Origin of the sequence: Limosilactobacillus gastricus PS3, assembly GCF_000247775.1 — a bacterium.
Classification (GTDB): Bacteria; Bacillota; Bacilli; order Lactobacillales; family Lactobacillaceae; genus Limosilactobacillus; species Limosilactobacillus gastricus_A.
In genome coordinates this window covers 19,039-45,721 of the sequence record NZ_AICN01000029.1, presented here as the reverse complement: position 1 = coordinate 45,721, position 26,683 = coordinate 19,039, and the positions used below count along the sequence as shown (strand labels likewise).

The following is a 26,683-nucleotide window of genomic DNA, read 5'->3' as shown; positions in this document are numbered from 1 at the left end:
CACTGATAGATTTTTCTATCAGTACTAAAAAGTGTAGAACCAGAATTTTGATGAAGATGGTCAGCAAGTCAAGTCGTTACAAGAATTTTAGATATTTAAAAGGCGTTAACTGATCCCAATTCGGACCAGCTAACGCCTTTATCAATTATTGATTAATGCCAAAGCCACCATTCCAAGAAATCTTATCTTGGGCTGCTAAGGTCATTTGTAAGAAACCGAGTGCTTCCATTTCCCGCGCCCGCTTAAGTTTTCCGGCATCCATAACAGTTAACGGACTTCCTGACAGGGCTGAAGCAAAAGTTTCCTTGGCATCTTCATCGTCACCAGCAACTAAAACGGTAGTTTGATTATCGCCAACCTGGCCACTATTTAAAGTACCAGCAAAGGTCGTATTAAAGGCCTTCAAAACCTTAGATTGTGGTAAAACCGTTTGTAAAATTTCAGCGGCGGATGAATCGCTTGGTACCACTAATTCGTCCCAATTATCAAAATTCAAGGGGTTGGCAATCTCAACCACAATTTTACCGGCTAATTGGGCTTGGTATTGATTTGCTAAGTCTTTTTCTGCCGCAAATGGAACCGCAAACACGACTAAATCGCCAAAAGTTGGTTGTGCTTCGCCATGACCAATAAATTCAACGGATTGACCTGCCGCTTCAAAATTCTTCGCAATTGCTTGCCCCATATTTCCTTTACCAATTACTGATACTTTCATAATCGTAAACTCCTTTTAAAAATTTAATTTCAATTGTTAAATTCATTATAGGATATTTACTTACTTTTTACAAGTAAAATGGTTTGAAGTGAAATTTAGGACTATTTATAATTAAGGCATTAATACTTAAGGGGAGATAGCTTATGCAAATTCGCCATGCTCAAATGGCTGACATCCCAGTCCTAGCAGCTCTTGAAAGGCATGCTTTTCCAAAAGCAGAAGCGGCTACGCAAGCGCAACTTAAAGCGCGGGTTGCCGCTTTTGGGAATCATTTCTGGTTACTGGTTGATGACGATGATCACTTGATCGCCTTTGTCAATGGTCTAGTAACGAATCAGGCTAATTTAATCGATGAGATGTATGAACGGGTCGATTGGCATCAAGAAGCTGGTGCCTGGCAGATGATCTTTTCAGTGGTAACTGATCCTGATCATCGTAAGCAGGGGTACGCTAGTCAATGTTTAAAAGCCGCAATTAAGGATGCCCAATTGAAGGGACGTCAGGGGTTAGTACTAACCTGTAAGGATCCTTTAATAGGATTTTATGAACGTTTTGGTTTTGTGAATGAAGGCTTTACTGGTTCTACCCATGGTGGGGTTCGCTGGAATCAGTTACGTTTGAGGTTTGAGGAAAGTCAAAAATGAAGCTTACACTCTTGATAATTACTCTACTGAGTTTCGGTGCCTTTGGAACAATTTGGCACCATGATCGGCGCTCTTTATTCCTTGGCTTTTATTTCTTGACGACCTTGGGAATGCTTGGGGTAGATTTACTGGTGGTCAATGCCCAACTCTGGCAGGCGGGCAGTCAATTTGCTTGGTTGGTGCTCGTCGTAATCGTGTTGATTGTGATTCTGTTGCTTTTGGTGCCTTTTTTGACGAGTTTTCTTTTGATTATTAACGGGATCCAATTAATTCGACGGACTCGGCGCTCCTTTAATAATTTGTTATCACTATTAGCTGGCTGCTTACTCTTGATTAACCTTACTATTTGGGCCCAACTCGACCACTTGTTTGCTTCCTGGGGACCATTCTTTTGGCATCTTTATCATATGGTCGATCTGGTGATTGCAGATGTCTTATTTTTATTAACGATCTATACCGTGACGAGCCTCTTGAATTTAATCCACTTTAAACATGAGCCATTAGATTACTTGATCGTCTTGGGAGCAGGCTTATATCAAGGTCGGGTTTCACCCCTGTTGGCGGGGCGGGTTCAGAAGGCGGCTTCTTTGGCCCAAGATAATCCGCAAACTAAATTCATTATGTCTGGAGGTCAGGGGAGCGATGAACCACGCTCCGAAGCCGCTGCCATGAAAGAATATGCCATGAGTTTAGGTGTGCCCGTAGACAGGATCATTTTGGAGGATCAATCGACGAACACGGCTGAAAACATCAAATTTTCGCAGCGTTTAATCCCGCCTAATCAAAAAGTCGGCTTGGTCACCAATAATTTTCATTTGCTTCGAGCCTTATTGTTAAGCCGTCAAGCTGGTTTACCATGTGTGGGATATGGGAGTAAAAGTCGCTTCTATTATTCTCTAAATGCTTTTATCCGGGAGTTTGCCGGCTATCTATTATTACGTAAGAAATTATTAGTGGGAATTTTGATCTTAATTGAGGGGGCGTATCTTCTTTTCGCCACTCTCGCGTCTTGAAGAGGAAATTGACGATGGAAAAAGCAGAGATAGAACAACTGTTACACCAGCTAGCACCAAAGGATCCGCTAAAATTACCGGGGAATGCGGAACAATATGCCGTTAAAAATGTAGTACTTAATCCTGATTCTCCCTTAAAAGGTAAGCGGATCTATTTCTTAGGTTCTTCAATTACGCTGGGGGCCGCGGCAAATGACGAGTCATTTGTTGATTACCTAGTAGCTGAAGATGGGATCATCGCGCAAAAAGAGGCCTTATCAGGAACTACACTGGCGAATTCAAATCAACCTTTATTAAAAGGGAATTCATATTTAGAACGCCTAGCTAAGAACCCGCCCAAGCAACCACTTGATTTAATGGTGGTTCAACTTTCGACCAATGATGGACGAAAACAAATTCCTTTAGGCCAGATTAGCTCAACTAAAGATATGGCGACTTTTGATCAACAGACGACTTTAGGAGCACTTGAGTACCTATGTGCCTTAGTCACGCAAAATTGGGTCTGCCCCCTTGCTTTTTATACCTGTTTACGCAAGGGAAATGATTATCAAATTTTGATTGCTAAGTTAAAAGTGCTACAGGATAAATGGGGATTTTCAATGATCGACTTAGGTAGTGATGAAAAGATCATATCAGTTACTCAGCAACACCCATCCTATATGTATGATGATGCTCACCCCACCCGCCTAGGCTATCGTGATTTATGGACGCCTTATTTCAGAAAAGAACTGCTTTCGATTTTCAAAGATCAGGAGGTGAAATTATGGAGTATGCAAATTTAAGTCCCGTTGAATTCCGTCATCTAGTCCGGCAAGGTCAATTTACGGGCCCGACGAGTGGCTATTGCCCTGGATATACCCAAGCAAATTTGATTATTGTGCCGCAAGCGGATGCCTTTGATTTTTTATTATTGGCCCAACGTAACCCACGACCATGTCCGGTTTTAGAAGTTGCTGATGTCGGTAGTCGTCAGTTACACCAATTTGCTCAAGACGTAGATCTGGCCAATGATTTCCCTCGTTATCGGATTTATCGGGATGGTCAATTAGTCCAAGAGGTGACCTCACTAGATGACATTTGGCGAGATGACTTTGTGGCCTTTCTCATTGGCTGCAGTTTTTCGTTTGAAGCAGAACTAATGGCCGCCGGAATTGAAATCCGCCATATCACCGAGGGCGTGAATGTGCCAATGTATGACACTAATATCGAATTACATGGAGCGGGGAAACTACAAGGTCAAATGGTGGTGTCCATGAGACCGATTCCTGGTAGCCAGATTGCCAAGGCTGTCGAGGTGACGGCGGCTATGCCACGTGTTCATGGCGCGCCAATCCAGATTGGGGATCCACAAGCAATAGGTATTCAGGATCTCAATCATCCTGATTATGGGGATCCGGTAACGATCAAGCCAGGAGAATATCCAGTATTTTGGCCGTGTGGGGTCACGCCGCAAAACGTGGTACGTCAAAGTAAGTTGCCATTAGTTATCACGCATGCACCGGGTCATATGCTGATCACTGACGTATTAAATCAAGATTTGAAATAAAATTGACATAAGATATGTGAAGAGCTCCAAGAAACTTTAACAGGGTTCACTTCACGTTGCTCAATTAGCACCAAGTGACTTTATTATTGGTTATCGGATCAGCCCGGAAGAAATTCATGGGGATCAGGTTGGTTATACATATCGTGAGTCGCGTTAACTAATTGCTCAAGTTGTTAAGGAGGAGTTGGATTATATTCACCTTTCCTTGTGGGAAGGCTATCAGTCAACTCCTAAAGATACGACGCGAACATATGCTGTGCTGTTCAAAGAAGTCTTAATAAGGTTGATATCCAGTTTTGTCTTACTCAGTAATTTCGCGAATAACCCGACAAGGAACGCCGGCTGCGACAACGTTGGCTGGGATATCTTTAGTGATCACACTGCCGGAGCCGATAATTGTATTATCACCAATAGTGACGCCTTGATTAATATGGACACCAGCGCCAACCCAGACATTATTACCAATCTTAACTGGTTTAGCATAGCAAGCGCCATGAGTACGCTCCCAAGCATCAAAAGCGTGATTAGATGTATAGATGCCGACTTTTGGCCCAAAAAGCACGTTGTCGCCAATTTCGATCCCACCGCCGTCGAGCATGACACAATCAAAATTAGCGTAGAAGTTATTACCAATCTGAATGTGATTACCAAACTCATAGCGAAAGGTTGGTTCAAAATGGACTCCTTGGCCGATGTGACCGAGGAGTTTTTTTAAGATGGCTTCTCGTTCAGGGGCCGGTTGACCAAAGCTGGCGTTATATTGGTTGGTCAATAAAACAGTTCGTTCCCGGGCCGTTACCAATTCAGGGGTTAGGTCATCATACATTTGCCCACTTAAAATTCGTTGGTATTGATCTTCTAATTTCATGGTGAGTACCTCGCTTAATATTGATATGTTATGATATTTACAGTATATCAAAAGGAAAGTGGGCCTGTAATATGAAGCAGATTAACGTAGTTGGTGCTGTGATTATTGATGATGCTGGACATGTATTGATTTCAAAACGAAAGGCAGAGCGAGTTTTAGGATCCTTATGGGAATTTCCGGGGGGCAAGATTGAAACCGGTGAAACACCTCAAGCAGCTTTGAAACGCGAAATGCAAGAGGAGTTTCAGGACCAAATTGTTGTTGGCCCACAGGTGGGGACAACGGCTGTGCACCAATATGATTTTGGCGAAATTCATCTTTCGGTTTATTTTGCTAAATTGTTAACCCATCATTTTAATTTACTTGAACACAGTAAAGTTGAATGGGTGGAACAAAATGAATTATTAAAACGGGACTGGCCAGCTGCTGATGGAGAAATCGTTAAGGAATTAGCCCAAATTGATTTGAGTGAGGTAAGTTTTGATGCATAAGGAAATCAAATATTCCTTTGATCGGGATTTAGCAGCTCATGATCCGGTAGTGGTCGAAGAACTAAGTGAATCACTGTTAAATGGTTACGTCGATCGTGATCAGTTTGACTATGTCAATGATTATGCCCCACAACTACTGACTAATCGGGGTGATCGACATATTTTTGATGACCTGCAAAGTGAACTTCGAAATTGTGATGGATTTACTTTTTCCGTGGCCTTCATCACGGAAGAATTATTGACAATGTTAAAGACTACTTTGGCCGATTTAGCTGAACGTGGGGTGCAAGGTCGAATTCTAACTTCCAATTATCTAAATTTTAATCACCCGAAGGTTTTTAAGGACCTTCAAAAAATTCCTAATATTGTAACACGATTGGTACGAGCCAATGGGTTTCATCAAAAGGGATACATCTTTGATCATACTGATCGGGATCTACAGACGGTGATCATTGGCAGTGCTAATTTAACCAAAAATGCCCTCTTAACGAACTATGAATGGAATCTACGGATTAGTTCATTGGAGAATGGGGATATTACCCATCAGGTTTCCCAAGAAATTGAAAGCTCGTGGGAGCAAGCCACTGTTTTAACGGATGAATGGATAGCTGATTACGAACAGTCCTATCAAGAAAAGGCTAGTATTCAGTATATAATTCGACAGGAAAAAACATCTAAAGTAGATCAGCTAATTAAGCCAAATGCAATGCAAGGGGAAGCTTTGGATCAACTGCAAATCTTGCGACAACGGGGTGAACATAAAGGCCTGGTGATTTCGGCTACGGGGACGGGAAAGACGTATTTAGGGGCTTTTGATGTTCAACAATATCGGCCAAAGCGGTTTTTATATGTGATTCATCGGGAGCAGATTCTCCAAAAAGACAAAAGATTCCTTCCAACGGATTTTAGGTGGCGATGATCGAGATTACGGAATCTTTACTGGAAATCGAAAGGTGACAGATGCTAAATACCAATTTGCGACTATTCAATCCTTAGCTAAACCGGATCAACTAGCTAACTTTGCACCGGACGAATTCGATTATATTTTATTTGATGAAGCTCACCATGTCGGTGGAGAAACCTATCAACGGGTAATTAATTATTTCCATGCAGACTTTATGCTCGGGATGACGGCTACTCCCGAACGGTCCGATGAATTTAATGTTTTCCAACAATTTGACTATAATATTGCCTATGAAATTCGTCTCCAGCAAGCCCTTGAAGAAGACATGCTGTGCCCTTTTCACTATATTGGAGTGGAAGATTATGAGTTTGATGGGGATGTAATTTCTGATACGGCGACCTTGAGTCGGTTAGTATCACCAGAACGGGTCAAATATATTATCAAACAGACACAATACTATGGTTATTCGGGGAATGTATTACGGGGCCTAATCTTTTGTTCGCGAAAAGACGAAACCTATGATCTGGCAGCTGAGTTAACTAAGCAAGGTTTTCCAGCGATCGGGCTGACCGGTTCCGATAGTGAAACTCGACGGAATGAAGTTGTTGATCAATTAGAAGCCGGAAAGATTAATTATATTGTGACGGTCGATATTTTTAACGAAGGGATCGATATCCCAGGTGTTAACCAAGTTGTCATGTTGCGCAATACCAAATCAAGTATCGTTTTCGTTCAGCAATTAGGACGGGGGTTACGAAAAGCACCGAATAAAGACTACGTGGTGGTAATTGATTTTATTGGAAATTATCGTAATAACTATTTAATTCCCATTGCTTTGACGGGAGATGATAGTCGGATGAAAGATTCGGCCCGCCAAACGATTGAGTTAGAACCAATGATTGGGGTTTCGACTATCAATTTTACCCGAGTCGCTAAGAAGCGAATTTATGAGTCCATCCAAGCAGCGAAGTTAACTGGAATTCGCGAGTTAAAGCAAATTTATTTACAGCAAAAAGAACGATTGAATCGGATTCCGTTAATGTATGATTTTCAGCGTTCGCATTCGATCGATGAGCGTGTCTTTGCTCGAATGAAGGGCAAAAAGACGGGCGCACCACAAGGTAGTTACTACGCCTTCTTAACTCGGGTTGAACCGGGGAAATTTGATTTATCTGGCTATGAAGCGGCTGTTTTGCGCTTCTTGACGAATGAAATTTGTACCGGGATTCGCCAACATGAACTTTTAGTCATTGATTATTTATTGACTCATGACCAATTAACTGATCAGGAATTCGCGAAGATTATTACTGACCATCATTTATATTTAGAAGACGATACATTGGCTTCAGTTCAACGGGTCCTGTCGCTGGAATATTACGGAGAGAAAACTCATCCAAGTAAGTATGACTATGGGGAACTGCCAGTGGTTGAATATGCTGATGGGGTATATCGATTAGGTAAGGACTTTAAGGAGAATTATCGGTATCATCAAGATTTCCAAGTCCTGGTTCAAGACGCAATTAAGACGGGCTTATTGCGGGCAAAACGGTATGATTCTACACAAGTCTTTACCCTGTATCAACGCTATACCCGGTCGGAGATTATTCGTTTAATGAACTTTGAAAAAGATATCCCCAAGTTGAATATTGGTGGTTACAAAATTGAAGGCCACCGCTGTCCAATCTTTGTGACTTATGAAAAACCAGATGATATTAGTGCCACGACTGATTACAATGATGAGTTCTATAATAATCGAGAGATGAGTTACTTCTCCAAGAGTAACCGGACGCGGCAAAGTAAAGATGTGCAAGCGATGACTGGTTATGATGAAAATGGGGAACCATTACTGGAAATGAAATTATTCTTAAAGCAATCAGCTGATGAAGGAGATGATTTCATGTTTTTAAGTCGGGTACGGACGATTACTCAATCTGTGTCAGAGACGACACAGGGTGGCAAACCGGTTGTGAAATTTATTTTGAAATTAGATTCTCCAGTTGAAAACCGGCGGTATCACCGGATTATCGGTAAATAATTGAAAAGCGGATGCATCGAGAAAATGAATCTCGATGCATCCGCTTCTTACTTTTTACCGTCTTTTAAGGAGAGAGATTGGTAAGACTTGTCTTTTAGTATCGACGTAGTTTAGCAAGGGGTGCGAAACCAAGCATTGCTAGGGCGATACCAAGTAGGGTCAGGCTAGTAGCGTCATTCCCAGTTTGTGGTAGGGTTGACGACGTCGTCATAGCTTTTTTAACGGCGACGATTTTCTGATTAGCATTGGTTGCAGCACCAGAAGCAACTTTACTTACTTCCTTGATTTCAGTAACGTTCATCAATTTAGCTACCGTTTCATTCAACACAGTATCCTGACTTGAAGATTCATTAGTAGTTTGATCGGGAACAATCTTTACCGGGGTTGCGTTTTCAGAAGTAGGTTGAGTAGTTTCGGCATTCGGTGCAACTTCTTCGGCTGGAGTAGTTTGGTTTGCAGCGGGTTGTTCAGTAGTTGAATTAGTAGGCTGAGTAGTTTCGGTATTTGGTGAAACTTCTTCAGCTGGAGTAGTTTGGTTTGCTGCGGGTTGTTCAGTTGTTGAATTAGTAGGCTGAGTAGTTTCAGTATTCGGTGCAACTTCTTCGGTTGGTGTAGTTTGCTTTTCAGCAGCTGCTTTAGCAATTACTAAGGTATTTTGAGCAGTGGTTAAAGCTGCTTTGGCATTTGCAAGCGTTTCTTGAGCTTCTGATACTTTTTGATCAATAGCATCTTTTTTATTCTTTGCTTCTAAAAGTTGGTCTTGTGTTCGAGTTACATTATAGCGAAGTCTCATTTGGTAAGCTTGTTCATAACTTGAAAGATCAGATTTTGCTTTATTTAACTCGGTTTCATCAGCTGAAACTTTAACTTTTGCATTGTCAAATGCAGTTTGTGCATCCTTTTGCTTTTCTAGTAAACCATTATAAATGGTTCCATCAACGCTGATCGTGGCCGTTTGATTCATGTGACCAATTGGCGTGTTAATGGACATAGCCAAATCATAGGTCGTTGCAGGATCAGCACTAAAAGTCCAATCGACAGCGTCGCCGTTGGCATTTGAAGCAGTCAGATCAGTTTCCTTGTAAGAAAGTGACCCAACATATTGCTTGCCGCTAGTCATATGAAGAGTAATTTCTACCTGACCACTTGGAAGTAGCTTAACAAGGGCGTTTTTAGCAAAGAATTGCTGTGAAAGTGATTCAGTAGTAGTACCTGTTTTCCAAACAGCAGCTGGAATTTCTTGACCATTTTCGGCACTTGACACGGCAGCAGTGGCAGTGCTTAATGCATCACTAGCTGAATTCAATGTGGCCTGATCTTGGTTGAGTTGATTTGTAAGATCATCGATCTTTTTTTGTGTTGAATCAATATTAGATAAGACTTCGTTATTAGCAGCAACAGCTTCGTCAGCCGCTGCACTAGCACTGGCATAATCACTATCAGCATTCATTTGCAATGCTGTGGCCGCAACTAATGATATATTGGCTGAATCAACATTCGCTTGTGCGGAATCGACGGCCGCTTGTGCTTCTTCAACAGAAGGTGCAGAACTTGTTGTCGCTGGTTGCGCTTCCGTAGCCGGTTGACTTGGGGCCGCTGCATCGGCATTGGCAACCGTGGTCCCTAAAACGGTCGTTGCAAATAGCGCTCCTGCCACAATGGACGTAACCATAGTGGCCTTTTTCAATTGATTTCCCATAAATATTCCTCCAAATTAATTGTAATAATAGTTACAATCATAATTTAATTATACAAACAAAGTTCAAATTTACAACAAAAAATTCAAAAAAGATTATCATGTGATCATCAAATGTGGTATGCTCTAATTGCTTATAAATAAAGGGTTTTCGTGACGTCGTGTCACCAACAAGGGGTTCAAAATGAGAAGAAATATAATGTATATTTATAGGTTGATAATCATATTTATTGTTGCTATTTTTTCAAATTTATTAATAATTTATGATTCTGGTGGTTTGAATATTCATCATAGCTTGGTCCAAGCTGATCAAACAACGAAGACGGTTGATAGCCAAGCGACTTTTTGGAAAAGCTCCGATCCGAACAGTCAATCTGTAGCGCAAAATTATCTGAATACTGATGCCAAACTAATCCAAACTGATGGGAAAACACAAGTGATCATTACTACCAAAAATGGTGGTGGACAAAACATTCAAAAAATGCAGATCAAGGGTGGGAGCGCAGCGCAAATCCAAACCAATGGCAATGAATCCACGCTGACCTTTGATCTGCCTAACTTAGACGGAACCTATACGGTTGAAATGACAATTGATACCAAGGTACCGATTCTTGGTAATCAGGGGATTATGACCGAATCGGCCATTATGAAAGTGGATTTATCGAAGCTTGCAACGACTACTTCATGTTCAAGTTCGGCCACGAGTTCATCAACCACGAGTGCTAGTTCAAGTTCAGTTTCTTCATCAGCGACTAGTTCCTCATCCAATACTAGCTCCTCTACGACAACAACCTCTTCAACGACAACACAATCGGTACCAACAAATAATGATCAGTCAGAAACCCGGTCACTCTCAATCCGCAAGAGTACCAATATCAATGAAGAATCAGCTTCAGCCTCCTTTTTTGGCCCTCAAATAGTCTTTCGCCCAGAGGGTGATCACTACTTAGCAATTATTACCCTGACTAGTGGTAAACAATATGTTAAGACAATGCAGTTTGCGGGCAAGTCACCAAGTCAAATTACTAATTTGGGGCCAGATAGTGCCGCTTATACTTATCAGATTTCAAAGCAAACGATGGTAGATGGTCAGGGAGTATTGACGTTCGATCTGACAACTCCGCTCGGTGAGATGCACCAAACCGCCATCGCTTATTATCCGGCTAATGGTCAGGCGACCCCGACTCCAAACGCAAACTCCATTACAGCGACCTCATCGCCATTTGGCACGGTTAATTCAAGCTCGTCCAATATAATGACTGCAACATCCGGACAAGTGATTGACCCCAATCAAGATGTCCAAGATATTACTTATGAAGTTTTAAACGAAAGTCGTTCAGGCCTCTCTGAAGCGAATAACTACTACACCCGCACTGCTCACATTGTCAAAAGTGGTTCGGGCTACAATGTTACGATGACGGTCAAGGTCAAAGCGGGAATCGTAACCTTTGTTCCGGTCAGTGTCGGGGTTGGGCAGATTACTAGTCAATCACATACTACTTCTGGTGGTGAGGACGTTTGGACTTTTACCTTTCATATCAACAGTGCTGATGACTTGAATAATCCAGTGGCGGGACAAATTAAGATGACCGTCCCAATGGTGGGGATTTCCGGACGCTTGTTCAATATCTGGTACGTCTTTGGGAAAACGTCGGTTGGAGGAGCTAGTTATCTCAGCTCGATGGGTGGCGATGCCGGTGCTTTAGGAACTAGTGGCACAGCTGGTGCTGCCACCGGGGCAGGTCAAACGGCGGGAAGTTCGGCTACTAGCCCACAACTTTTTGATCTAAAGGCGGCGCAAAAGCAGTTAAGCAAGTATCGGGTTGATCCAGTATTGGCTAAATGGCCACACGTGAAACTAATTCGCTATCCAATCGCTTTAACGGCCACAATCATCGTGGGCTTAATGGCCATAATTTCTGGTGGAACCTTAGTTTGGTACAAATGGTGGAGTAAATAGGTGAGATTATGAGAAAAAATCAAGGGATAAATTATATATGGCGGTGGATGTTGAGTGGTTTGATGTTTTGCTTGTCCTTTATTGGCCTGTTAAGTGTGGCGCATGCCGATTCAATTAATTACCAAACCTTTAAATACGGAACCTCCACGACTTCAATGGCGGATGGTTACTATGTTAAACCAGCACAAATTACTGTCTCCGGTAATAAATATGTGATTACGATGACAATCCGGACGGCTAATGATTTGACGGCCTGGCCGGTAGTAGTGAACTCGATTGATGGTCAAGCGCCACAAAATGTTTCGAAAACCCGCAGCGGGAGTTCTTATGACTATTCGTACTCATTTACGGAATCTGATCTGAATAAAGTGATCTCAAGTAATATTTCAATCAATGTTCCGGGCGTGTACACCGCAACTCACAACATTAGTTTTAAATTTGACACGAGCGATTTGCCATCTAAATCAGGTGGTAATAGCCAGACGGAAAGTACGACGGCGGTTGGGACAAATGATCCGAGTTTAAATACTAAATTAAAAAAGCTAACTTCACAGGCTTCTTCACAGTCAAAGGCTGCTAGCAAAAAAGAAAGTCAATTAGCGGTTTCGATTAGTCAGCAGAACCTCGCAACGGCCAAACAGAATCGCTACAATGCAGCACTTTTCTACTATGTGTTAGTGATTGGTCTGGTCGGCTTAGTGATTTTAATCGGTTCAGTAGGTTACTTTATCTGGCGGGGAAAATATCATCCGCGCCATTAGGAGGATAAAATGAAGAGGAAAGTTATTATTGGGAGTCTGCTGGCCTTTTTAGTGATAATTGGCGGGATTGCCTGGGGGGCACGCGTTTTCGTTCAAAAACAACAAGAACAAAGTCAGCGAATTGTGGCTACTAGTGCAGCGATTACCGAAATTTTTGCGAAACTTGATCTTGATTTAGTCGGCGTTCCCAAAACACAAGCAAAATTACCAGCTCGGTATCAAAATGTGGCTAAAATTGGTAGTCCCATGGCTCCTTCAGTGGAGAAAATCGCTTCGCTCAATCCGACAACCGTTTATGCCGTTTCGACCTTAAAAGATCAGTATAATTCGGCTTTTAAGAAGCAAGCAGTGAATGTGGTTTATTTGAAATTAGACTCAGTTAACCAATTGAAAGGAACTTTATCTAGCTTAGGTAAGCAATATCATCGAACGAGGCAGGCCCATGCAGCTAATCAGGAGATTGATAGTGCAATCACAACTGTGAAGAAGCGCGTTCATGGACGGAAGCCGCGGGTCCTGATTTTAATGGGGATGCCGGGAGCGGGATATATGATCATGACTGAGAAAACTTATGTCGGTGATTTAGTGAAACTTGCCGGCGGGGAAAATGTTTATGCTGCTAATGGACAATCATTTATCTCGCCTAATAATGAATCTTTAGCTCAGCAAAAACCTGATGTGATTTTACGGTTAGCTCACGCCTTGCCCGATCAAACGATTCCACAATTTAACGAGGAATTTAAGAATAATCCGGTGTGGGCGCAAATGCCAGCTGTTAAGAATCATCGCGTCTATGATCTGAAACAACCGACCTTTAATGCTTCGGCCAATATCAATGCCGCCAAGGCGCTCAAGCAGGTTAGTCAGTGGTTATATCCAAAATAAGGAGTTAGGGATGAAACGTATCGGATGGGCTTATTTGGGCGTGATGATCTTGTTAGTCGTTACAATAGTGATTGCGGTAACGTGCGGGTCAAGTTCAATTTCATGGCAACATATGACAATGACGGATTACAATACCATTTTTAATATTCGCCTGCCGCGCTTGGTGGCGGATTTAGTGGGTGGAGCTGCTTTAGCGATTAGTGGCGCTTTTTATCAAGCAACTTTTCGGAATCCAATTGCCGATGCGGGCATTTTAGGGATTTCAGCTGGAGCTGACTTGTTTGCGGTGGTTGCCGCCTTGGTTATTCCAGGGGCTTTTTGGTTCAAAGTTGGTGGGGCCTTGATCGGTGGCACCATCGTTTTAGTGGTCCTGGTAACTTTACAACAGTTTTTGAGCCCGACTCAGTTGATTCTAGTCGGGGTGGCAATGGACGCTGCGATTACCGGCGTTCAAAAAATATTGAATACGAATCAGCTGAATGGATTAGCAACGGTGACCTGGACAGGAACGATGGTATTAGCTGTTGTTGGTGTAATTGTTATTATTGCTGCCTTATTTGTTGCTCATTGGGGGAATTATCTTAAGGTCAGTGATGAATTTTTAGAATCCGTTGGACTTAATCCCCGTTTATTACGGACCAGTTTATTAATAATCGCGACGATCTTAGCAACTTGTACTACAGCGGTCATTGGAATTGTGGCTTTCTTAGGAATCATTGTTCCCCAATCATGCCGTGTCATCATCGGCCGAAATTATCAAAATTTAATTCCTTTTGCCGGTTTGTGTGGGGCGTGGTTGCTTTTAGCAACAGATACCTTTGGGCGCTTGATCGTCCAACCCAGTGAGATATCTGCGCAAATTATCTTGGCGATTGTAGGAGGTCCCTTCTTGATTGTGATGTTGGTTAAAGGAAAGCGGGCGGTTCAATGATTAGTGTAAAAGAAGTCAGTTTTCAGTATGATCATCAGCCACGCCTGATTGATAATTTAAATTTTTCACTACCAAGCAAAAAGATTACGGCCATTGTCGGTCCTAATGGGAGTGGGAAGACGACTTTATTAAAGTTATTAATGCGCTCTTTAAAGCCTGAGGAGGGGGAAGTGACGATTGCTGGTCAGTCGATTTGGAATCTGTCAGCTAAAGAATTTGCCCAACAAGTGGCGGTAGTTCATCAACACAATCCACTTTATGACGTCATCAAAGTGGGTGAATTAATTGATTTTGGTCAGTTACCATATCATGATTTGTTAACTAGCGCAGACCGTTCTGATCAGGGCAAAGATGCGATTATTCAACAACTCGGTTTAACAGAGCTAGTTGATCGACCGATGGGATCCTTATCAGGAGGGCAACAGCAATTGGTTTGGTTGGCAACAGCTTTAAATCAGTCGCCACAGATTTTAGTATTAGACGAACCGACGACTTATTTGGATCTTTATTATCAGGTGAAACTAATGCATCTGATCCAAAAAATTCAGAAGACTCAACAGTTAACCATTATCATGATTTTGCATGATTTAAATCAGGTTCTGCACTACGCGGATTGGTGTCTGTTGTTAAAAGATGGGCAATTAATCGATCAGGGGTTGCCCAAAGAGATCTTGACGCCAAAACAGATTCAAGCCACCTTTAATTTGGCGACCGATATGATCAATATGCCTCAGGGAGTCCAGTTATACATTAAAAATGAACAACCATTGATGGGAGATTAGGATTAATAATCTCCTTTTTTTGTTTACAAAAGTAAACGAAGTGCTATACTAGTTATGATTACAAATGTAGACAAAGGAGTTGGTTGGATGGAATTAACGGTTTCCAATAGCGAGTGGGACCTTATGCGAGTGGTCTGGTCTTTAGATCAAGCTACTTCGGCTCAAATTATTGCGGGAATACAAACGCAGCGCTCCTGGAGTGCTTCGACCATTAAAACAATGTTAAAACGGCTGGTTGATAAAGGCTGGTTGACTTTTACGAAGCAGGGGCGGCGGTTTAATTATCAAGCGACCATTGATGAACATACTGCAATGTCCCAACGAGTCTCCGATTGTTTTGACCAGATCTGCGATATGCACAAAGGTGAAATTCTTTATCAGGCAATTGATAATGCAACTTTGAGTCAGAGTGATATTGATAAATTACAAACCTTATTAGCGCAAAAGGCATTAACTGCCCCGCGGACCGTTGCTTGTAATTGTATTGAATGTCGTCAGTGTCAGGAGGAAGAAAAATGAGTGTTCTTCAAATTTTAGTTTTAATCCTTGCCATCGTGTTAATTGCTTTTATTAGTTGGTGGTTTTTCGGCAAACACGACACGGGAGCAGTTAGCGCCACTATGGTTGGGGGGCACCAACAAGTCGAAATCAAAGTGGATGGTGGTTATTCTCCAGAGACGGTGGTATTAAAGCAAGGGGTTCCAGCACAATTGATTTTTAACCGGCTGGATAAATCCAATTGTTTGGATGAAGTGGTTTTTCCAGATCAGGGGATTGATGAAAAATTACCGGCTGAAGCTGTCAAAAAAATCCCGTTTAATACGGATCAAGCGGGTGAATATTCATATGCCTGTGGGATGAACATGTTTCACGGTAAGGTGATCGTTAAATAGGAGGTAAGATAATGGGATTATTTAATAAAAATCAAGTCGTTAAGATTAAAGTTAATCATGGGTACGAACCAGCGGTAGTGAAAGTTAAACAGGGCAAACCGGCCCAGTTGGTATTTAAAAGAACGAATCCATCGACTTGTCTTGAAAAAGTAAAATCGACCCAGTTGGGGTTTGATCAATCGCTCCCCATGAATCAAGCCGTGACAATTTCCATCCCGACGGATCAAGCTGGTGAATATGAATATACCTGTGGGATGGAAATGTTTAAAGGAAAGGTCGTCGTTAACTAATGACCTATACCAAGCGCTTTTTTATTTCGTTGGTTTTAGCGATTCCAATGTTAATTCAAATGATTGGAATGATCTTTAATTGGATGATGCCATTCTATAATTGGATTGCTTTCATCACCACGACCTTGATCATGGCTTTATCCGCCTTGCCCTTTTGGCAAAGTGCATGGGCGGCCTTTAAGCACCATCATGCGAATATGGATACTTTAGTTGCAGTTGGTACAGCAGTGGCCTACTTCTATAGCATCTTTGCCATGTTTACGGGACGAGAAGTCTATTTTGAAAGTGCGGCTTTCGTGACAGTTTTTGTCTTATTAGGGCAAGTCTTTGAAGAACGGATGCGCCATAATGCCTCTAGTGCCGTTGGAAAATTAATTAATTTACAAACTAAAACGGCTGACGTAATCCGTGATGGAGAAGTTATGACGATTGCACTTGATCAGGTAGCTGTAGGGGATCTTGTGCAGGTGCGACCTGGACAGAAAATCCCCGTCGACGGTGTCGTGACTGAAGGTCGCTCGACGGTTGATGAGTCAATGTTGACTGGGGAAAGCATGCCTGTGACTAAAGAAATGGGGGACCAAGTTTATGGGGCGACGCTTAATAAGAGTGGTCGCTTATTGCTGAAAGTCCAAAAGACAGGCAATGCCACTATGCTGGCACAAATTGTTGAATTGGTGAAGATGGCGCAAACTAGTCGGGCGCCTATTCAAAAATTAACGGATCGCATTGCGGACGTGTTCGTTCCCTTGGTATTAATTATTGCGATTGTTACTTTTACCCTATGGTATCTGCTGTTTGGAACGACACTCGTGCAAGCGATGCTTTATGGAGTCGCCGTAATTGTCATTGCTTGTCCGTGTGCGTTGGGTTTAGCGACCCCAACAGCGATTATGGTTGGGACCGGACGGGCAGCTAAATATGGTGTCTTGATCAAAGATGGTGAAGTATTAGAAAAAGTAGACCATCTGAAAACGATTGTGTTTGATAAAACGGGGACCATCACGATTGGTCAACCACAAGTAACCGATGTGATTGGCGATCGCCAAATGACTTTACAATTAGCGGCTAGTTTAGAAAATTCATCCGAACACCCCTTGGCGCAAGCTATCCTGGAAATAGCTAAGAAAGATGGAGTTCCTCAGCAATCAGTAAATAATTTTCAAGCGATCCCTGGGCGAGGAGTCCGTGGCGAGATTGATCAACAAACGATCTTAGTCGGCAATGATAAATTAGTCGCTAGTCAGCAAATTTCAGCTGATTTGCAAAAAGCTAAAGTTCAACTGCATCAGGAAGCTAAAACCGTGGTGAATGTCGGCGTTGATGATCAAGTAATAGGATTAATTGCGATTCAAGACCAACCCAAGGCAGATGCTGATCAAGCGATTAAGGCCTTAAAGCAACGGGGCTTGAAAACGATGATGTTAACAGGAGATAATCAAGAGGTGGCTCATTCCATTGCCCAGTTGGTTGGGATTGATCAGGTAATTGCGGATGTTTTACCTGATCAAAAAGAAGCATCAATTCGGCACTTACAAGCGACGGGATCAGTCGCCTTTGTGGGAGATGGTATTAATGATGCTCCAGCATTATCGACGGCGGATGTGGGAATTGCAATGGGCTCTGGAACTGACATTGCGATTGAAGCTGGTGATATTGTCTTGACCAACAATCGTCTCTTAGGGGTTGTGGATGCAATTGACCTTAGTAAAAAGACCTTCCAACGGATTAAACTGAATCTTTTCTGGGCCTTAATTTATAATGTGATCGGGATTCCGATTGCGGCCGGGATTTTTGCGGAACTCGGCTTAATCTTGAGTCCAGAATTTGCTGGGTTGGCGATGGCCTTATCATCAATTTCCGTGGTTGGGTCCTCTCTATTACTAAATCGTGTTAAAGTTGGCTATGAAAAGTAGAAAATATCAAGCAGCTGGGAAATTTTTATTTTCTCAGCTTTTTAGTTTGTGAAATTATTTGGCATCTCTAAACTATTTCACAAAGTTGATATTTAGATGAACGTTTGATATTTGTGAATTAAATAATTTTTATCCAAAGGCTTGTGAAGATTAAGGAAAGCGTTTACAATGTGAATCACAAAGTAAATGGAGGAAATTATTATGACTTATCAAACGATTAATCCATATTCCAACGAAGTGGAAAAGACTTTCGAAAATACTAGTGCTGCTGAAGTTGAACAAGCCATCGTTAGTGCTCGCCAATTATATTTAAAATGGCGGACTGGAGATGACTTAGCAGCTCGAAAAGCGGTGATTGTAAAGTTAGGACAGCTCCTTCGGGAACGGCGGACATCCTTAGCCGAATTAATGACCCGTGATATGGGGAAACTTATTGGAGAAGCCGAGGGAGAAGTTGACCTTTGTGCCAGTTTTTGTGATTACTATGTTGAACATGCGGATGAATTCTTAGCACCGCAACCCATCTATACTAATTCCGGGAATGCCCACATTTTAAAGCAAGCCTTAGGGGTATTGATGGCTGTGGAACCATGGAATTTTCCATTCTATCAGATTGCGCGGGTCTTTATCCCTAATTTCTTAGTGGGGAACCCAATGCTCTTAAAAGATGCTTCCAATTGTCCAACTTCGGCGCAGGCCTTTGCAGATTTAGTACTTGAAGCTGGCACTCCTAAAGGCGCATTAACCAATCTCTTTGTTGATTATGATCAGGTGGCGGCGATTATTGCTGATTCAAGAATCGCCGGAGTTTGTTTAACCGGTTCTGAACGTGGTGGTCGCTCAGTCGCCACGGAAGCCGCCAAATCGTTAAAGAAATCGACACTGGAACTCGGTGGAAATGATGCCTTTATTGTTTTAGAAGACGCCGATTGGGACCAGTTAGCGCAAATTGCTCCGCAAGCTCGACTATATAATGCCGGCCAAGTATGTACGTCCTCGAAACGATTTATTGTTCCTGAAGCCCGGGTAGATGAGTTTGTTGAAATTCTTAAAGCGGCCTTTAAACAGGTTAAGATGGGCGACCCAATGGATCGGTCAACGACTTTAGCGCCAATGTGCTCGAAGAAGGCGAAAGAAAAGTTAACCAAGCAGGTTCAAACAGCAATTGATAATGGCGCTAAGCTTGAATATGGCTTTGAACCGGTCACTGAGCTGGAGGGACAATTCTTCATGCCAACGATCTTAACGGGGATTACGGAGGACAATCCTTTATTTGATCAAGAAATGTTTGGGCCCGTTGCGGTTGTTTACGGATATCAAACCGAAGCCGATGCGATCGCCTTAGCTAATAATTCTAGTTATGGTCTCGGAAATACGGTTTTCGGTTCTGATATCGCTCATGCTCGAGAAGTGGCCGCTCAAGTAGAAAGTGGGATGAGCTGGCTAAACGCAGGGTGGGCCTCACTACCTGAAATTCCATTTGGCGGGGTGAAAAATTCTGGTTATGGCCGGGAATTGAGTGAAATTGGCTTTACTGAATTTGTTAATCAACACCTAGTTTATGAAGTAGAATAGCTCTAAGCCCTTTACCTTACTGACTACTTGTGCTATAACATTCATCAAAACGAGGGTTGCTTCCGAATACGCCTCGCTAAAAACAAACAGGAGATGATGTTATGGAACGGATTGCTAAATCGAAATTATTTGATTTGTTAGGGGTTGTACTAGTAGTGGTGATTACCATCGCCAGTGGTTATTTAACCGAAACCCTAGCAGATGTGACAAACTGGGGTAACTGGGCGCGTTGGGTGCCATTCGGACTGATTTCTATCGGGAATTCGGTTCTGTCCATTTATTCGACCCGGCTAACTGGTCGCATGAATAATGTCGGTAATTGGATTGGGATTATTAACGCTGTCCTGTCAGGAACTATTGATTACTTACTTGGCAATCAGGCAGCGATTGTTACTTATCCGGTGACCTTTATCATTTATATTTTTGCAATTCGAACCTGGATGCGGTCGGAAAAGTATCGGGCGACTAAGCCCTTAACGGGAACGAAGAAGTGGGTAGTGATGATTAGTCTGTTCATCTTAAGTATGGCCTTTTCTTTTGCTACCAATTTGATTGGTTGGCAAAATGGTTTCCAACAACCGCTATTCTGGATTGTGGTGATCGCCTTCGGTCTTTCGCTAACCGCCAATGTTTTAAATGCCATGAAATTAACAGTCCAATGGCAATACTGGTTTGTTTATAACTTTGTCCAGTTAATTAAAGCCATTGTGCAAGGTAATTTTGCTAACGTTGGTAAATACATTTACTACATTATTAATGCCTTGGCCGCCTTAAGTTTTTGGACAAATTTGTCTGCCAAGGCAGACATTGAAGAACAATAAATAAAAGCTCGATCTTGAAATTCAGGATCGAGCTTTTATTTTTAGGTTAAGGCTTCGCCGCGCAGACTACGGTAAAAATTAACTTGGCAGGCTTTGTAATAAGGGATGATCCAGATACAAGCAATCCCGCAAGTAATGATCCCCAAGATGCCCCAGCGATGAAGGATAAGTCGAGCAAGAATAATTGAGTTTTATGACCGTCCATTAATTCACGACTCTGAGTAATACAGTTCAGGTAAGAAGGTCGGTCATCAGGGTGAGCGTTTAATTCATCTTTATAGATAAAGTAGGTCTGGGCATAGCTATAATGCTTAATGATCGCGGGAAATAATAGTAAGATTGACCAAAGAGAAAGGAAAATGTACATGATCAAGTAGAGACATAGGGTTGCTAAGAAGTACTTTTTCGTATAAATCGAAAACATCCCCCGCGTGGCACTGAAGTTGGCGTTATCCGTTCGGAACCAATCCAGCATGGTAAAGAGTGCTCCCACGGCTACAAATTCAACTAACATAGTGATGATAAAGTTCAGAATATTATTGTTGAAACCTGCGACGATATTGTTATGACTTAAGAACCCCAAATTATTATATTGATATGAGGTTAGGTCGGGGTGGAAGAATAAATAGATTAAAGCGCCGAAAATAACGCCACCGATAAAGGCGAAACCAATACTAGCAATAATTGCTAAAATAATTTGAATAATGTTTAAGCTAATGGCTTGACCCCAATGACCCCGTAATTTATGACGGGCAGCTTGTTTTAATTCACGTCTAGATACCATGTTAATTCCCTCCTTTTTACTTTATTATATCAGAAATAATGTGACTGTTATATAGTTGACCTAACAATCATGAGACCGTTTTCTTTCAAGTCAAGATGAGATAAAATGGGTATATTGAGGAGGGGAGTCAGATGTTTTTAATTGATACAAGTCGACATGGCGAACCAGTGTATGATCCAATTGTTAATCAATCATTGGATAATTATTTAATTAATGATTTACGATTGCCGGGGCATGGCTTAATTATGTATATTAATGATCCAGCGGTAATTATTGGCCGCTTTCAAAATGCCTATGCTGAAGTGAATTTGCCTTATTTAAAGGAGCAAGGAATTAAGTTGGTGCGCCGTTCCAGTGGCGGCGGGGCGGTCTATCATGATCGCGGAAATATCGTTTTCGAAAATATTGTGGTAGGCGATTTATCTAATTATGGTGATTTTAAAGCCATCGGGGAACCAATTGCCCAAGCATTACGTCAACTAGGGATTGCTAGTGCAGAAGTCCGTGGTCGAAATGATATCGCTGTGGATGGGAAGAAGTGTTCCGGGATGGCCATGGTCAAAAGTGGTGATGCCTATGCCGCTGGTGGCACGATTTTGTTTGATCTCGATCAAACCGTTGCCCGTCAAGTTTTAACCCCCGATCGGGGTAAACTCGAATCCAAAGGGATTAAATCAGTAGATGCGCGGATTACCAATTTGAAACCTTATTTACCTACGCAATATCAAACCTGGACCAGTGATGATTTTAAAGACTACTTATTGTGTGCTTTGTTTGAGGTTGATCAGGTTGCTGATATTCCTACCTATCATTTAACTGATGAAGATTGGGCAATTATTGACCAACGGATTGCGGATCATTATGGACAAGCGGCTTGGAATTATGGTAAGAATCCTGGGTATCAACGCTACGTTTCAAAGCATTTTCCGATAGGCACCATCTCCTTTAATTTCAGTGTTCAGGAGCAAAAAATTAGCGCAATTAAAGTCTTTGGTGATTTCTTCACGACAGGAGATCCTACTAAGTTGGAATCAGTTCTATTAGGGTGTGGATTTGATCACGATCATCTAAGAGCTAGTCTGTCACAGGTCAATTTAGCGGCTAATCTTGGTCATGTCACCGTCGATGAAATTATTGATTTATTAATGGAGGATACAAATGGAAATTAAAACAGCTGTCGTTCAAAGGCAAGGAGCCTTATTAGAATGGACACAGGCGCAATTAGATGAACCGAAAATCAATGAAGTACTGGTTAAGGTGGTAGCTAGCGGGATCTGCCACACGGACGCCAAAGGACGTGATACGGGGATCACTCCTTACCCCGTTGCGTTAGGCCACGAAGGAGCAGGGATTGCTGAAAAAGTTGGAGCGGCAGTGACCACGGTAAAGCCCGGTGATCATGTTGTCTTATCTTATACGGTTGATGGAACCTGTCCACAATGTCGAACCGCGCATCCAGGTAGTTGTGAAAGCTTTAATCTTTATAATTTTGGTGGGGCGTCTAAAGATGGAAACCACCGAATTCATGATGAAGCCGGTCATGATATTTCTAACTTTTTTGGTCAATCTTCCTTGTCAACTTATGCGGTCGTTGATGAGTCTGGAGTGGTGAAGGTAGATCCAGAAGTTGATTTACGGTATTTAGGTCCGCTTGGTTGTGGCTTTTTAACCGGGGCGGGGACAATGTTAAATTACATTAAGCCTCAATTTGGAGATACGGTTGCCATATTTGGGGCTGGTGCGGTCGGAATTGCAGCAATTATGGGAGCTAAAATTATGGGATGCCGGCATATTATTGCCGTTAACCGCAAAGATTATCGGCTAACGATTGCCAAAGAAATGGGTGCCACGGAAGTTATTAACAACTCTAAGGTTGATCCGGTAGCTGCCATCAATGAAATTGTTCCAGGTGGGGTTGATTATGTAATTGATACCACTGGGGTTGGTTCGGTCATTCTTGATGGCTTACACGCCCTGCGACCAGGGGGTGAATGTGTCCTAGTCGGAATTGGTGGTGACCTGAACTTGAATGTTATGAATGATTTGTTAGCAACCAGTAAGAAGCTAACCGGGGTTGTGGAAGGTGACGCCGTTCCGCAAACCTTTATTCCCAAATTGGTTGATTACTTTAAGCAAGGAAAGTTCCCACTTGATAAATTAAGTCGCTTCTATCAACCAAAGGACATTAACCAAGCCTTTGCTGATTCTGCGTCGGGAGAAGTGATTAAGCCCATTATTGTATTTGATGAATAGTAAAATCGCCTGAGAAAGCATTCGTGCTTTCTCAGGCGATTTTTTATAAAGAACGTTGTTGGTTGTTTAAAATGCCATCAATAATATCTTGTAGGCTAATGGCTTTCATTTCATTAAAAGCTGCTTGTTGAATTCGATCATAAGCGTCTTGTAACGTAGTTTGAATGTTGCCACCAACAATACAAGCTGGATTGGTATTCGGGTCAACATGAATTAAATCATGGTTGATATCAACAGCCGTATAAATGTCATAAAGACTGATCTTAGCAGGTTGCTTTGCTAAAGAAGGAGTGGCCGAACCTTGATGGGTTAAGATGAGTCCAGCTTTTTTTAGGTCGCGCATAAGATTACGAACCACACTGGGGTTGGCTTCAATGCTATCGGCAATCCTTCGGCTGGAAAGGTCACCATTTTGATAAATATCAAGATAAGCTAAGAGATGAATAGCATCACTAAATTTATAAGAAAATTTCATGATCAGTTACTCCTGTAATTTGATAAATCATTCTTATTGTAACAAATTACCAAAAGGGCGCCCATCCTGATGGCGATTTTTATGACGACTACCGGCTCAAAACCTCTTTAATGGCTTCGGTAATTGGCAATAAATCATGACCAAGGACAGTTGGTAAATCATTAGTATTTTCAGCTAATGACCCTTCTTCAATTGGTAATTGGAAAGAAGCATAAAGCGTTGCCAGATCATGATTTAGACCACTCGCTTCTAGTGCTGCGATGTATTCGTCCTGGCTAAGCTGAATTACCTCAAAATGGTTGCCAGTTGCCGCTTGAAGCGCTTCACCTAATTGAGCATAGGTCATGGCCGGACCAGCAAATTCATAGATCTCAGCGGGGGCTGTTGAGACTAACACTTTGACCGCCGCTTCAGCATATTCACGTTCAAGCGCCCAGCCAGCTTGGTTATTAGCCCAGTAAGCAGCTACCTGGTCATTAGCACCGTTTTGAAGGAAACCAAGCTCATTTTCTAAATACCAATTGTTCCGTAAGAAAGCATGGTTCAGTCCCGCCTTAATAATGGCGTTTTCGGTTAATCGATGGTCTTGGGCTAAGGCACTAATTGAAGTTTGAGCATGAGGAAAACTAGTATAAGCTACGAATTCGACATCATTATTTTGCAATGCTTGGACTACATTTTGGTGTTGAAGATCACGACTTACTTCACCACCAGGTTGAGAAGAAATAAAGAGGACCCGATCAACCCTGTCAAGGGCAGCCGTCATCGAATCAACTGAGTCGTATGATCCTTGTCGAACTTCAACCTGTGGGAATAAAGTTTGAGCCTTGGCTTGATTTCGGGCGATTACAATAATGTCCTTTGCATCAACTAACTTTAATAATTCGTTAACCGCCGTTTGACCAAAATTTCCAGTAGCAGCCGTAATTGCGTATTTCATAATTTAATACTTCCTTTCGGGATGTTGATTTATAATTTACAAGTATTATCATAGCACGTGTGATTTTAAAGTCAACAAGTTAATTCAAAAAAATCAATCTATTCGAAAATAGACTGATCAATTCGCTGTTATTTTAAGATTGTAAAGGCGGCTTTTAAACCCGCGATGACCATATCAGTACCGATGACGGCCAAAATTAACCCCATGAGTCGGGTGATGACGGTTAATAAATTCTGCCCCAATTTTTTAATTATTAATTCCCCGTATATAAAGAGAAAATAGGTTAGTAAAGCAAGAATGGCGAAGGACAGAATCACAATTAATGGATTATGTTTGTCAGCGAGGTTCATGGCTGTGGCAATGGTCCCTGGTCCAGCCAATACCGGCATAGCTAAAGGGGTGATCGCCACTGACATTTGTTGGTCAATGCGTGGATTCTTGGGATCAACATTGTGTTGGAGACTGGATGATTTGCCTTTAAGCATGTCGTAGCCAATAATAGCGATGACAATCCCACCAATGATCCTAAGGGCTGATAAATTAATCCCGAACAAATCGAAGATATATTTACCGACGAGGGCAAATAAGATTACGATGATGGTTGAGATCACTAAGGCTTCTTTAGCAATAGAGCGACTAACTTTAGGATCATCGGCCGTCGTTAGGCTGATGAAGACGGGCATGTTACCAAGCGGATTGAGGATGGCAAAGAAGGCCATAAAAGATACCGCAAAGGCTGAAATCAGGTTCATGGTTGGCACCTCCTTCTAGATAGCTATATTTTACCATTTAAAACAGTTCAAAATGTGAAATAGATTACAATGCTTATTATTTGTAAGTGAATTTATAGGGTGATAAACTTTAGATATTAAGTTAAGGAGATTAAAAATGACAAATCCATTCATTGAATTACAAAGTAAACGCCACTCAGAATATGATTTAAATGATCAGGTGAGCCAATCACCAACACAATTGGCTGATCTAATTAAAACGGCGATCAAGCAATCACCGACCGCCTTTAACAATCAATCAACACGGGCAGTGATCACATTTGGTAAGGATTCGGATGCCGTTTGGGAGATTACTTTAGCGGAATTGAAGCAAGTTATGACCGATGATGCAGCGATCGAACAGACTGCCGCCAAAATTGATACCTTTAAGGCGGGCTTTGGGACGGTACTCTTTTATACTGATACAGATGTAGTTAAGGAGATGCAGGCCCAATTCCCTAGTTATGCCGATAATTTTCCTGACTGGGCCGAACAAGGTCTTGGAGGCGCCCAACAAGCCGTTTGGGAAGCTTTGACAGCAGAAGGTTTAGGTGCAAGTTTGCAACACTACAATCCTTTAATTGATCAAGAAATTGCTGAGCGGTTTGACATTCCTGATTCATGGCAGTTACGTGCCGAAATGCCATTTGGTAATGTAGGTCAAAAGGCAGCGGTTAAAGATTCAATTGATGATGATTTGCGTTTTAAAACCTTTGGGATTTAAGGAGGAAGATG

At 42.0% G+C, this 26,683-nt stretch carries 28 protein-coding genes and 1 pseudogene; 22 read left to right on the top strand and 7 right to left on the bottom strand.

All coding sequences use genetic code 11. The features are described 5' to 3' along the window. Positions 1 to 145: 145 nt before the first annotated feature. Positions 146 to 715, bottom strand: coding sequence for an NADPH-dependent F420 reductase (locus PS3_RS03860; RefSeq protein WP_007122126.1), 570 nt, complete (start codon positions 713 to 715; stop codon positions 146 to 148). 143 nt (positions 716 to 858) lie between these two features. Here PS3_RS03860 and PS3_RS03855 point away from each other — a divergent pair, with 143 nt between their 5' ends. The 5 genes and pseudogenes from PS3_RS03855 to PS3_RS10600 all read left to right on the top strand — a co-directional run. Further along, entirely contained in the window at positions 859 to 1,359 is a 501-nt protein-coding gene (locus tag PS3_RS03855; protein WP_040468048.1) for a GNAT family N-acetyltransferase, read from the top strand. Further along, a complete protein-coding gene (locus PS3_RS03850) occupies positions 1,356 to 2,372 on the top strand; it encodes a YdcF family protein (RefSeq protein ID WP_040468047.1) in 1,017 nt (338 codons plus the stop codon). The genes PS3_RS03855 and PS3_RS03850 overlap by 4 nt, the downstream gene beginning before the upstream one ends. 14 nt (positions 2,373 to 2,386) lie before the next feature. Continuing rightward, the gene (locus PS3_RS03845; RefSeq protein WP_040468046.1) at positions 2,387 to 3,154 is read left to right on the top strand and encodes an SGNH/GDSL hydrolase family protein; all 768 of its coding nucleotides are present in this window, start codon (positions 2,387 to 2,389) and stop codon (positions 3,152 to 3,154) included. Continuing rightward, a complete protein-coding gene (locus tag PS3_RS03840) occupies positions 3,136 to 3,918 on the top strand; it encodes a putative hydro-lyase (protein WP_040468045.1) in 783 nt (260 codons plus the stop codon). The genes PS3_RS03845 and PS3_RS03840 overlap by 19 nt, the downstream gene beginning before the upstream one ends. Positions 3,919 to 3,973: 55 nt before the next feature. Beyond that, positions 3,974 to 4,195 (top strand): annotated as a pseudogene (locus PS3_RS10600) (NADH-dependent oxidoreductase); the annotation flags it as partial. Positions 4,196 to 4,219: 24 nt separating this feature from the next. On the opposite strand, the gene PS3_RS03835 reads toward PS3_RS10600, so the two are convergent. Beyond that, complete coding sequence (locus tag PS3_RS03835) at positions 4,220 to 4,786, bottom strand: sugar O-acetyltransferase (RefSeq protein WP_007122123.1); 567 nt, start codon at positions 4,784 to 4,786, stop codon at positions 4,220 to 4,222. A gap of 71 nt (positions 4,787 to 4,857) precedes the next feature. Here PS3_RS03835 and PS3_RS03830 point away from each other — a divergent pair, with 71 nt between their 5' ends. Genes PS3_RS03830 through PS3_RS03825 form a run of 3 tightly spaced genes read left to right on the top strand, consistent with a single transcriptional unit; the run spans position 4,858 to position 8,216 of the window. Further along, positions 4,858 to 5,277, top strand: a complete 420-nt coding sequence (locus tag PS3_RS03830) for a (deoxy)nucleoside triphosphate pyrophosphohydrolase (RefSeq protein WP_007122122.1) — start codon at positions 4,858 to 4,860, stop codon at positions 5,275 to 5,277. Further along, complete coding sequence (locus PS3_RS10595; RefSeq protein WP_050950812.1) at positions 5,270 to 6,196, top strand: phospholipase D-like domain-containing protein; 927 nt, start codon at positions 5,270 to 5,272, stop codon at positions 6,194 to 6,196. The genes PS3_RS03830 and PS3_RS10595 overlap by 8 nt, the downstream gene beginning before the upstream one ends. Continuing rightward, positions 6,135 to 8,216, top strand: coding sequence for a DUF3427 domain-containing protein (locus PS3_RS03825; RefSeq protein WP_328285564.1), 2,082 nt, complete (start codon positions 6,135 to 6,137; stop codon positions 8,214 to 8,216). Before PS3_RS10595 ends, PS3_RS03825 begins: the two co-directional genes overlap by 62 nt. A gap of 94 nt (positions 8,217 to 8,310) precedes the next feature. Here PS3_RS03825 and PS3_RS03820 read toward each other — a convergent pair whose 3' ends face one another. Continuing rightward, positions 8,311 to 9,915, bottom strand: coding sequence for an LPXTG cell wall anchor domain-containing protein (locus PS3_RS03820; RefSeq protein WP_040468044.1), 1,605 nt, complete (start codon positions 9,913 to 9,915; stop codon positions 8,311 to 8,313). A 274-nt stretch (positions 9,916 to 10,189) separates the two neighbouring features. On the opposite strand from PS3_RS03820, the gene PS3_RS03815 reads away from it, so the two are divergent. The 11 genes from PS3_RS03815 to PS3_RS03765 all read left to right on the top strand — a co-directional run bounded on the left by PS3_RS03815 (position 10,190) and on the right by PS3_RS03765 (position 20,726). Next, positions 10,190 to 11,872, top strand: a complete 1,683-nt coding sequence (locus PS3_RS03815) for an NEAT domain-containing protein (protein ID WP_176662249.1) — start codon at positions 10,190 to 10,192, stop codon at positions 11,870 to 11,872. A gap of 8 nt (positions 11,873 to 11,880) precedes the next feature. Continuing rightward, positions 11,881 to 12,633 carry an NEAT domain-containing protein gene (locus tag PS3_RS03810; protein WP_007122121.1) on the top strand — a complete coding sequence of 251 codons (753 nt, stop codon included), beginning with the start codon at positions 11,881 to 11,883 and terminating at the stop codon, positions 12,631 to 12,633. Positions 12,634 to 12,642: 9 nt separating this feature from the next. After that, complete coding sequence (gene isdE / locus PS3_RS03805) at positions 12,643 to 13,518, top strand: heme ABC transporter substrate-binding protein IsdE (RefSeq protein WP_007122120.1); 876 nt, start codon at positions 12,643 to 12,645, stop codon at positions 13,516 to 13,518. 10 nt (positions 13,519 to 13,528) lie between these two features. Continuing rightward, complete coding sequence (locus PS3_RS03800) at positions 13,529 to 14,449, top strand: FecCD family ABC transporter permease (RefSeq protein ID WP_007122119.1); 921 nt, start codon at positions 13,529 to 13,531, stop codon at positions 14,447 to 14,449. Then, positions 14,446 to 15,231: an ABC transporter ATP-binding protein gene (locus tag PS3_RS03795; RefSeq protein WP_007122118.1), complete on the top strand. Its 786-nt coding sequence runs from the start codon at positions 14,446 to 14,448 to the stop codon at positions 15,229 to 15,231. Before PS3_RS03800 ends, PS3_RS03795 begins: the two co-directional genes overlap by 4 nt. 87 nt (positions 15,232 to 15,318) lie before the next feature. Continuing rightward, positions 15,319 to 15,750, top strand: a complete 432-nt coding sequence (locus tag PS3_RS03790; protein ID WP_040468043.1) for a CopY/TcrY family copper transport repressor — start codon at positions 15,319 to 15,321, stop codon at positions 15,748 to 15,750. Then, positions 15,747 to 16,124: a cupredoxin domain-containing protein gene (locus tag PS3_RS03785; RefSeq protein ID WP_007122117.1), complete on the top strand. Its 378-nt coding sequence runs from the start codon at positions 15,747 to 15,749 to the stop codon at positions 16,122 to 16,124. Before PS3_RS03790 ends, PS3_RS03785 begins: the two co-directional genes overlap by 4 nt. An 11-nt stretch (positions 16,125 to 16,135) precedes the next feature. After that, positions 16,136 to 16,414, top strand: coding sequence for a cupredoxin domain-containing protein (locus PS3_RS03780; protein ID WP_040468042.1), 279 nt, complete (start codon positions 16,136 to 16,138; stop codon positions 16,412 to 16,414). After that, on the top strand, positions 16,414 to 18,330 hold the full coding sequence (locus tag PS3_RS03775; RefSeq protein ID WP_007122116.1) for a copper-translocating P-type ATPase: 1,917 nt from the start codon (positions 16,414 to 16,416) through the stop codon (positions 18,328 to 18,330). The genes PS3_RS03780 and PS3_RS03775 overlap by 1 nt, the downstream gene beginning before the upstream one ends. A 201-nt stretch (positions 18,331 to 18,531) precedes the next feature. Next, a complete protein-coding gene (locus PS3_RS03770; RefSeq protein WP_007122115.1) occupies positions 18,532 to 19,905 on the top strand; it encodes an NAD-dependent succinate-semialdehyde dehydrogenase in 1,374 nt (457 codons plus the stop codon). A gap of 101 nt (positions 19,906 to 20,006) precedes the next feature. Further along, positions 20,007 to 20,726, top strand: a complete 720-nt coding sequence (locus PS3_RS03765) for a nicotinamide mononucleotide transporter (protein ID WP_040468041.1) — start codon at positions 20,007 to 20,009, stop codon at positions 20,724 to 20,726. A 46-nt stretch (positions 20,727 to 20,772) separates the two neighbouring features. Here the strand turns inward: PS3_RS03765 and PS3_RS03760 are convergent, their stop codons facing one another. After that, positions 20,773 to 21,510 (bottom strand): DUF975 family protein, encoded by a 738-nt coding sequence (locus PS3_RS03760; RefSeq protein ID WP_050950809.1) that lies wholly within the window; start codon positions 21,508 to 21,510, stop codon positions 20,773 to 20,775. A gap of 131 nt (positions 21,511 to 21,641) precedes the next feature. Between PS3_RS03760 and PS3_RS03755 the strand changes: the two genes are divergently transcribed. Both PS3_RS03755 and PS3_RS03750 read left to right on the top strand, forming a co-directional pair. Next, the gene (locus PS3_RS03755; RefSeq protein WP_040468040.1) at positions 21,642 to 22,679 is read left to right on the top strand and encodes a lipoate--protein ligase; all 1,038 of its coding nucleotides are present in this window, start codon (positions 21,642 to 21,644) and stop codon (positions 22,677 to 22,679) included. Further along, a complete protein-coding gene (locus tag PS3_RS03750) occupies positions 22,669 to 23,763 on the top strand; it encodes an NAD(P)-dependent alcohol dehydrogenase (RefSeq protein ID WP_007122113.1) in 1,095 nt (364 codons plus the stop codon). The genes PS3_RS03755 and PS3_RS03750 overlap by 11 nt, the downstream gene beginning before the upstream one ends. Before the next feature lie 43 nt (positions 23,764 to 23,806). Here the strand turns inward: PS3_RS03750 and PS3_RS03745 are convergent, their stop codons facing one another. The 3 genes from PS3_RS03745 to PS3_RS03735 form a co-directional block, all read right to left on the bottom strand. Continuing rightward, positions 23,807 to 24,238 (bottom strand): Rrf2 family transcriptional regulator, encoded by a 432-nt coding sequence (locus PS3_RS03745; protein ID WP_040468039.1) that lies wholly within the window; start codon positions 24,236 to 24,238, stop codon positions 23,807 to 23,809. A gap of 88 nt (positions 24,239 to 24,326) precedes the next feature. Beyond that, positions 24,327 to 25,178, bottom strand: a complete 852-nt coding sequence (locus tag PS3_RS03740; RefSeq protein ID WP_007122111.1) for an NAD(P)H-binding protein — start codon at positions 25,176 to 25,178, stop codon at positions 24,327 to 24,329. 128 nt (positions 25,179 to 25,306) lie between these two features. Next, the gene (locus PS3_RS03735; RefSeq protein WP_040468038.1) at positions 25,307 to 25,930 is read right to left on the bottom strand and encodes a MarC family protein; all 624 of its coding nucleotides are present in this window, start codon (positions 25,928 to 25,930) and stop codon (positions 25,307 to 25,309) included. Positions 25,931 to 26,066: 136 nt separating this feature from the next. Between PS3_RS03735 and PS3_RS03730 the strand changes: the two genes are divergently transcribed. Beyond that, positions 26,067 to 26,672 carry a nitroreductase family protein gene (locus PS3_RS03730; protein WP_007122110.1) on the top strand — a complete coding sequence of 202 codons (606 nt, stop codon included), beginning with the start codon at positions 26,067 to 26,069 and terminating at the stop codon, positions 26,670 to 26,672. The last annotated feature ends 11 nt before the right edge of the window (positions 26,673 to 26,683 follow it).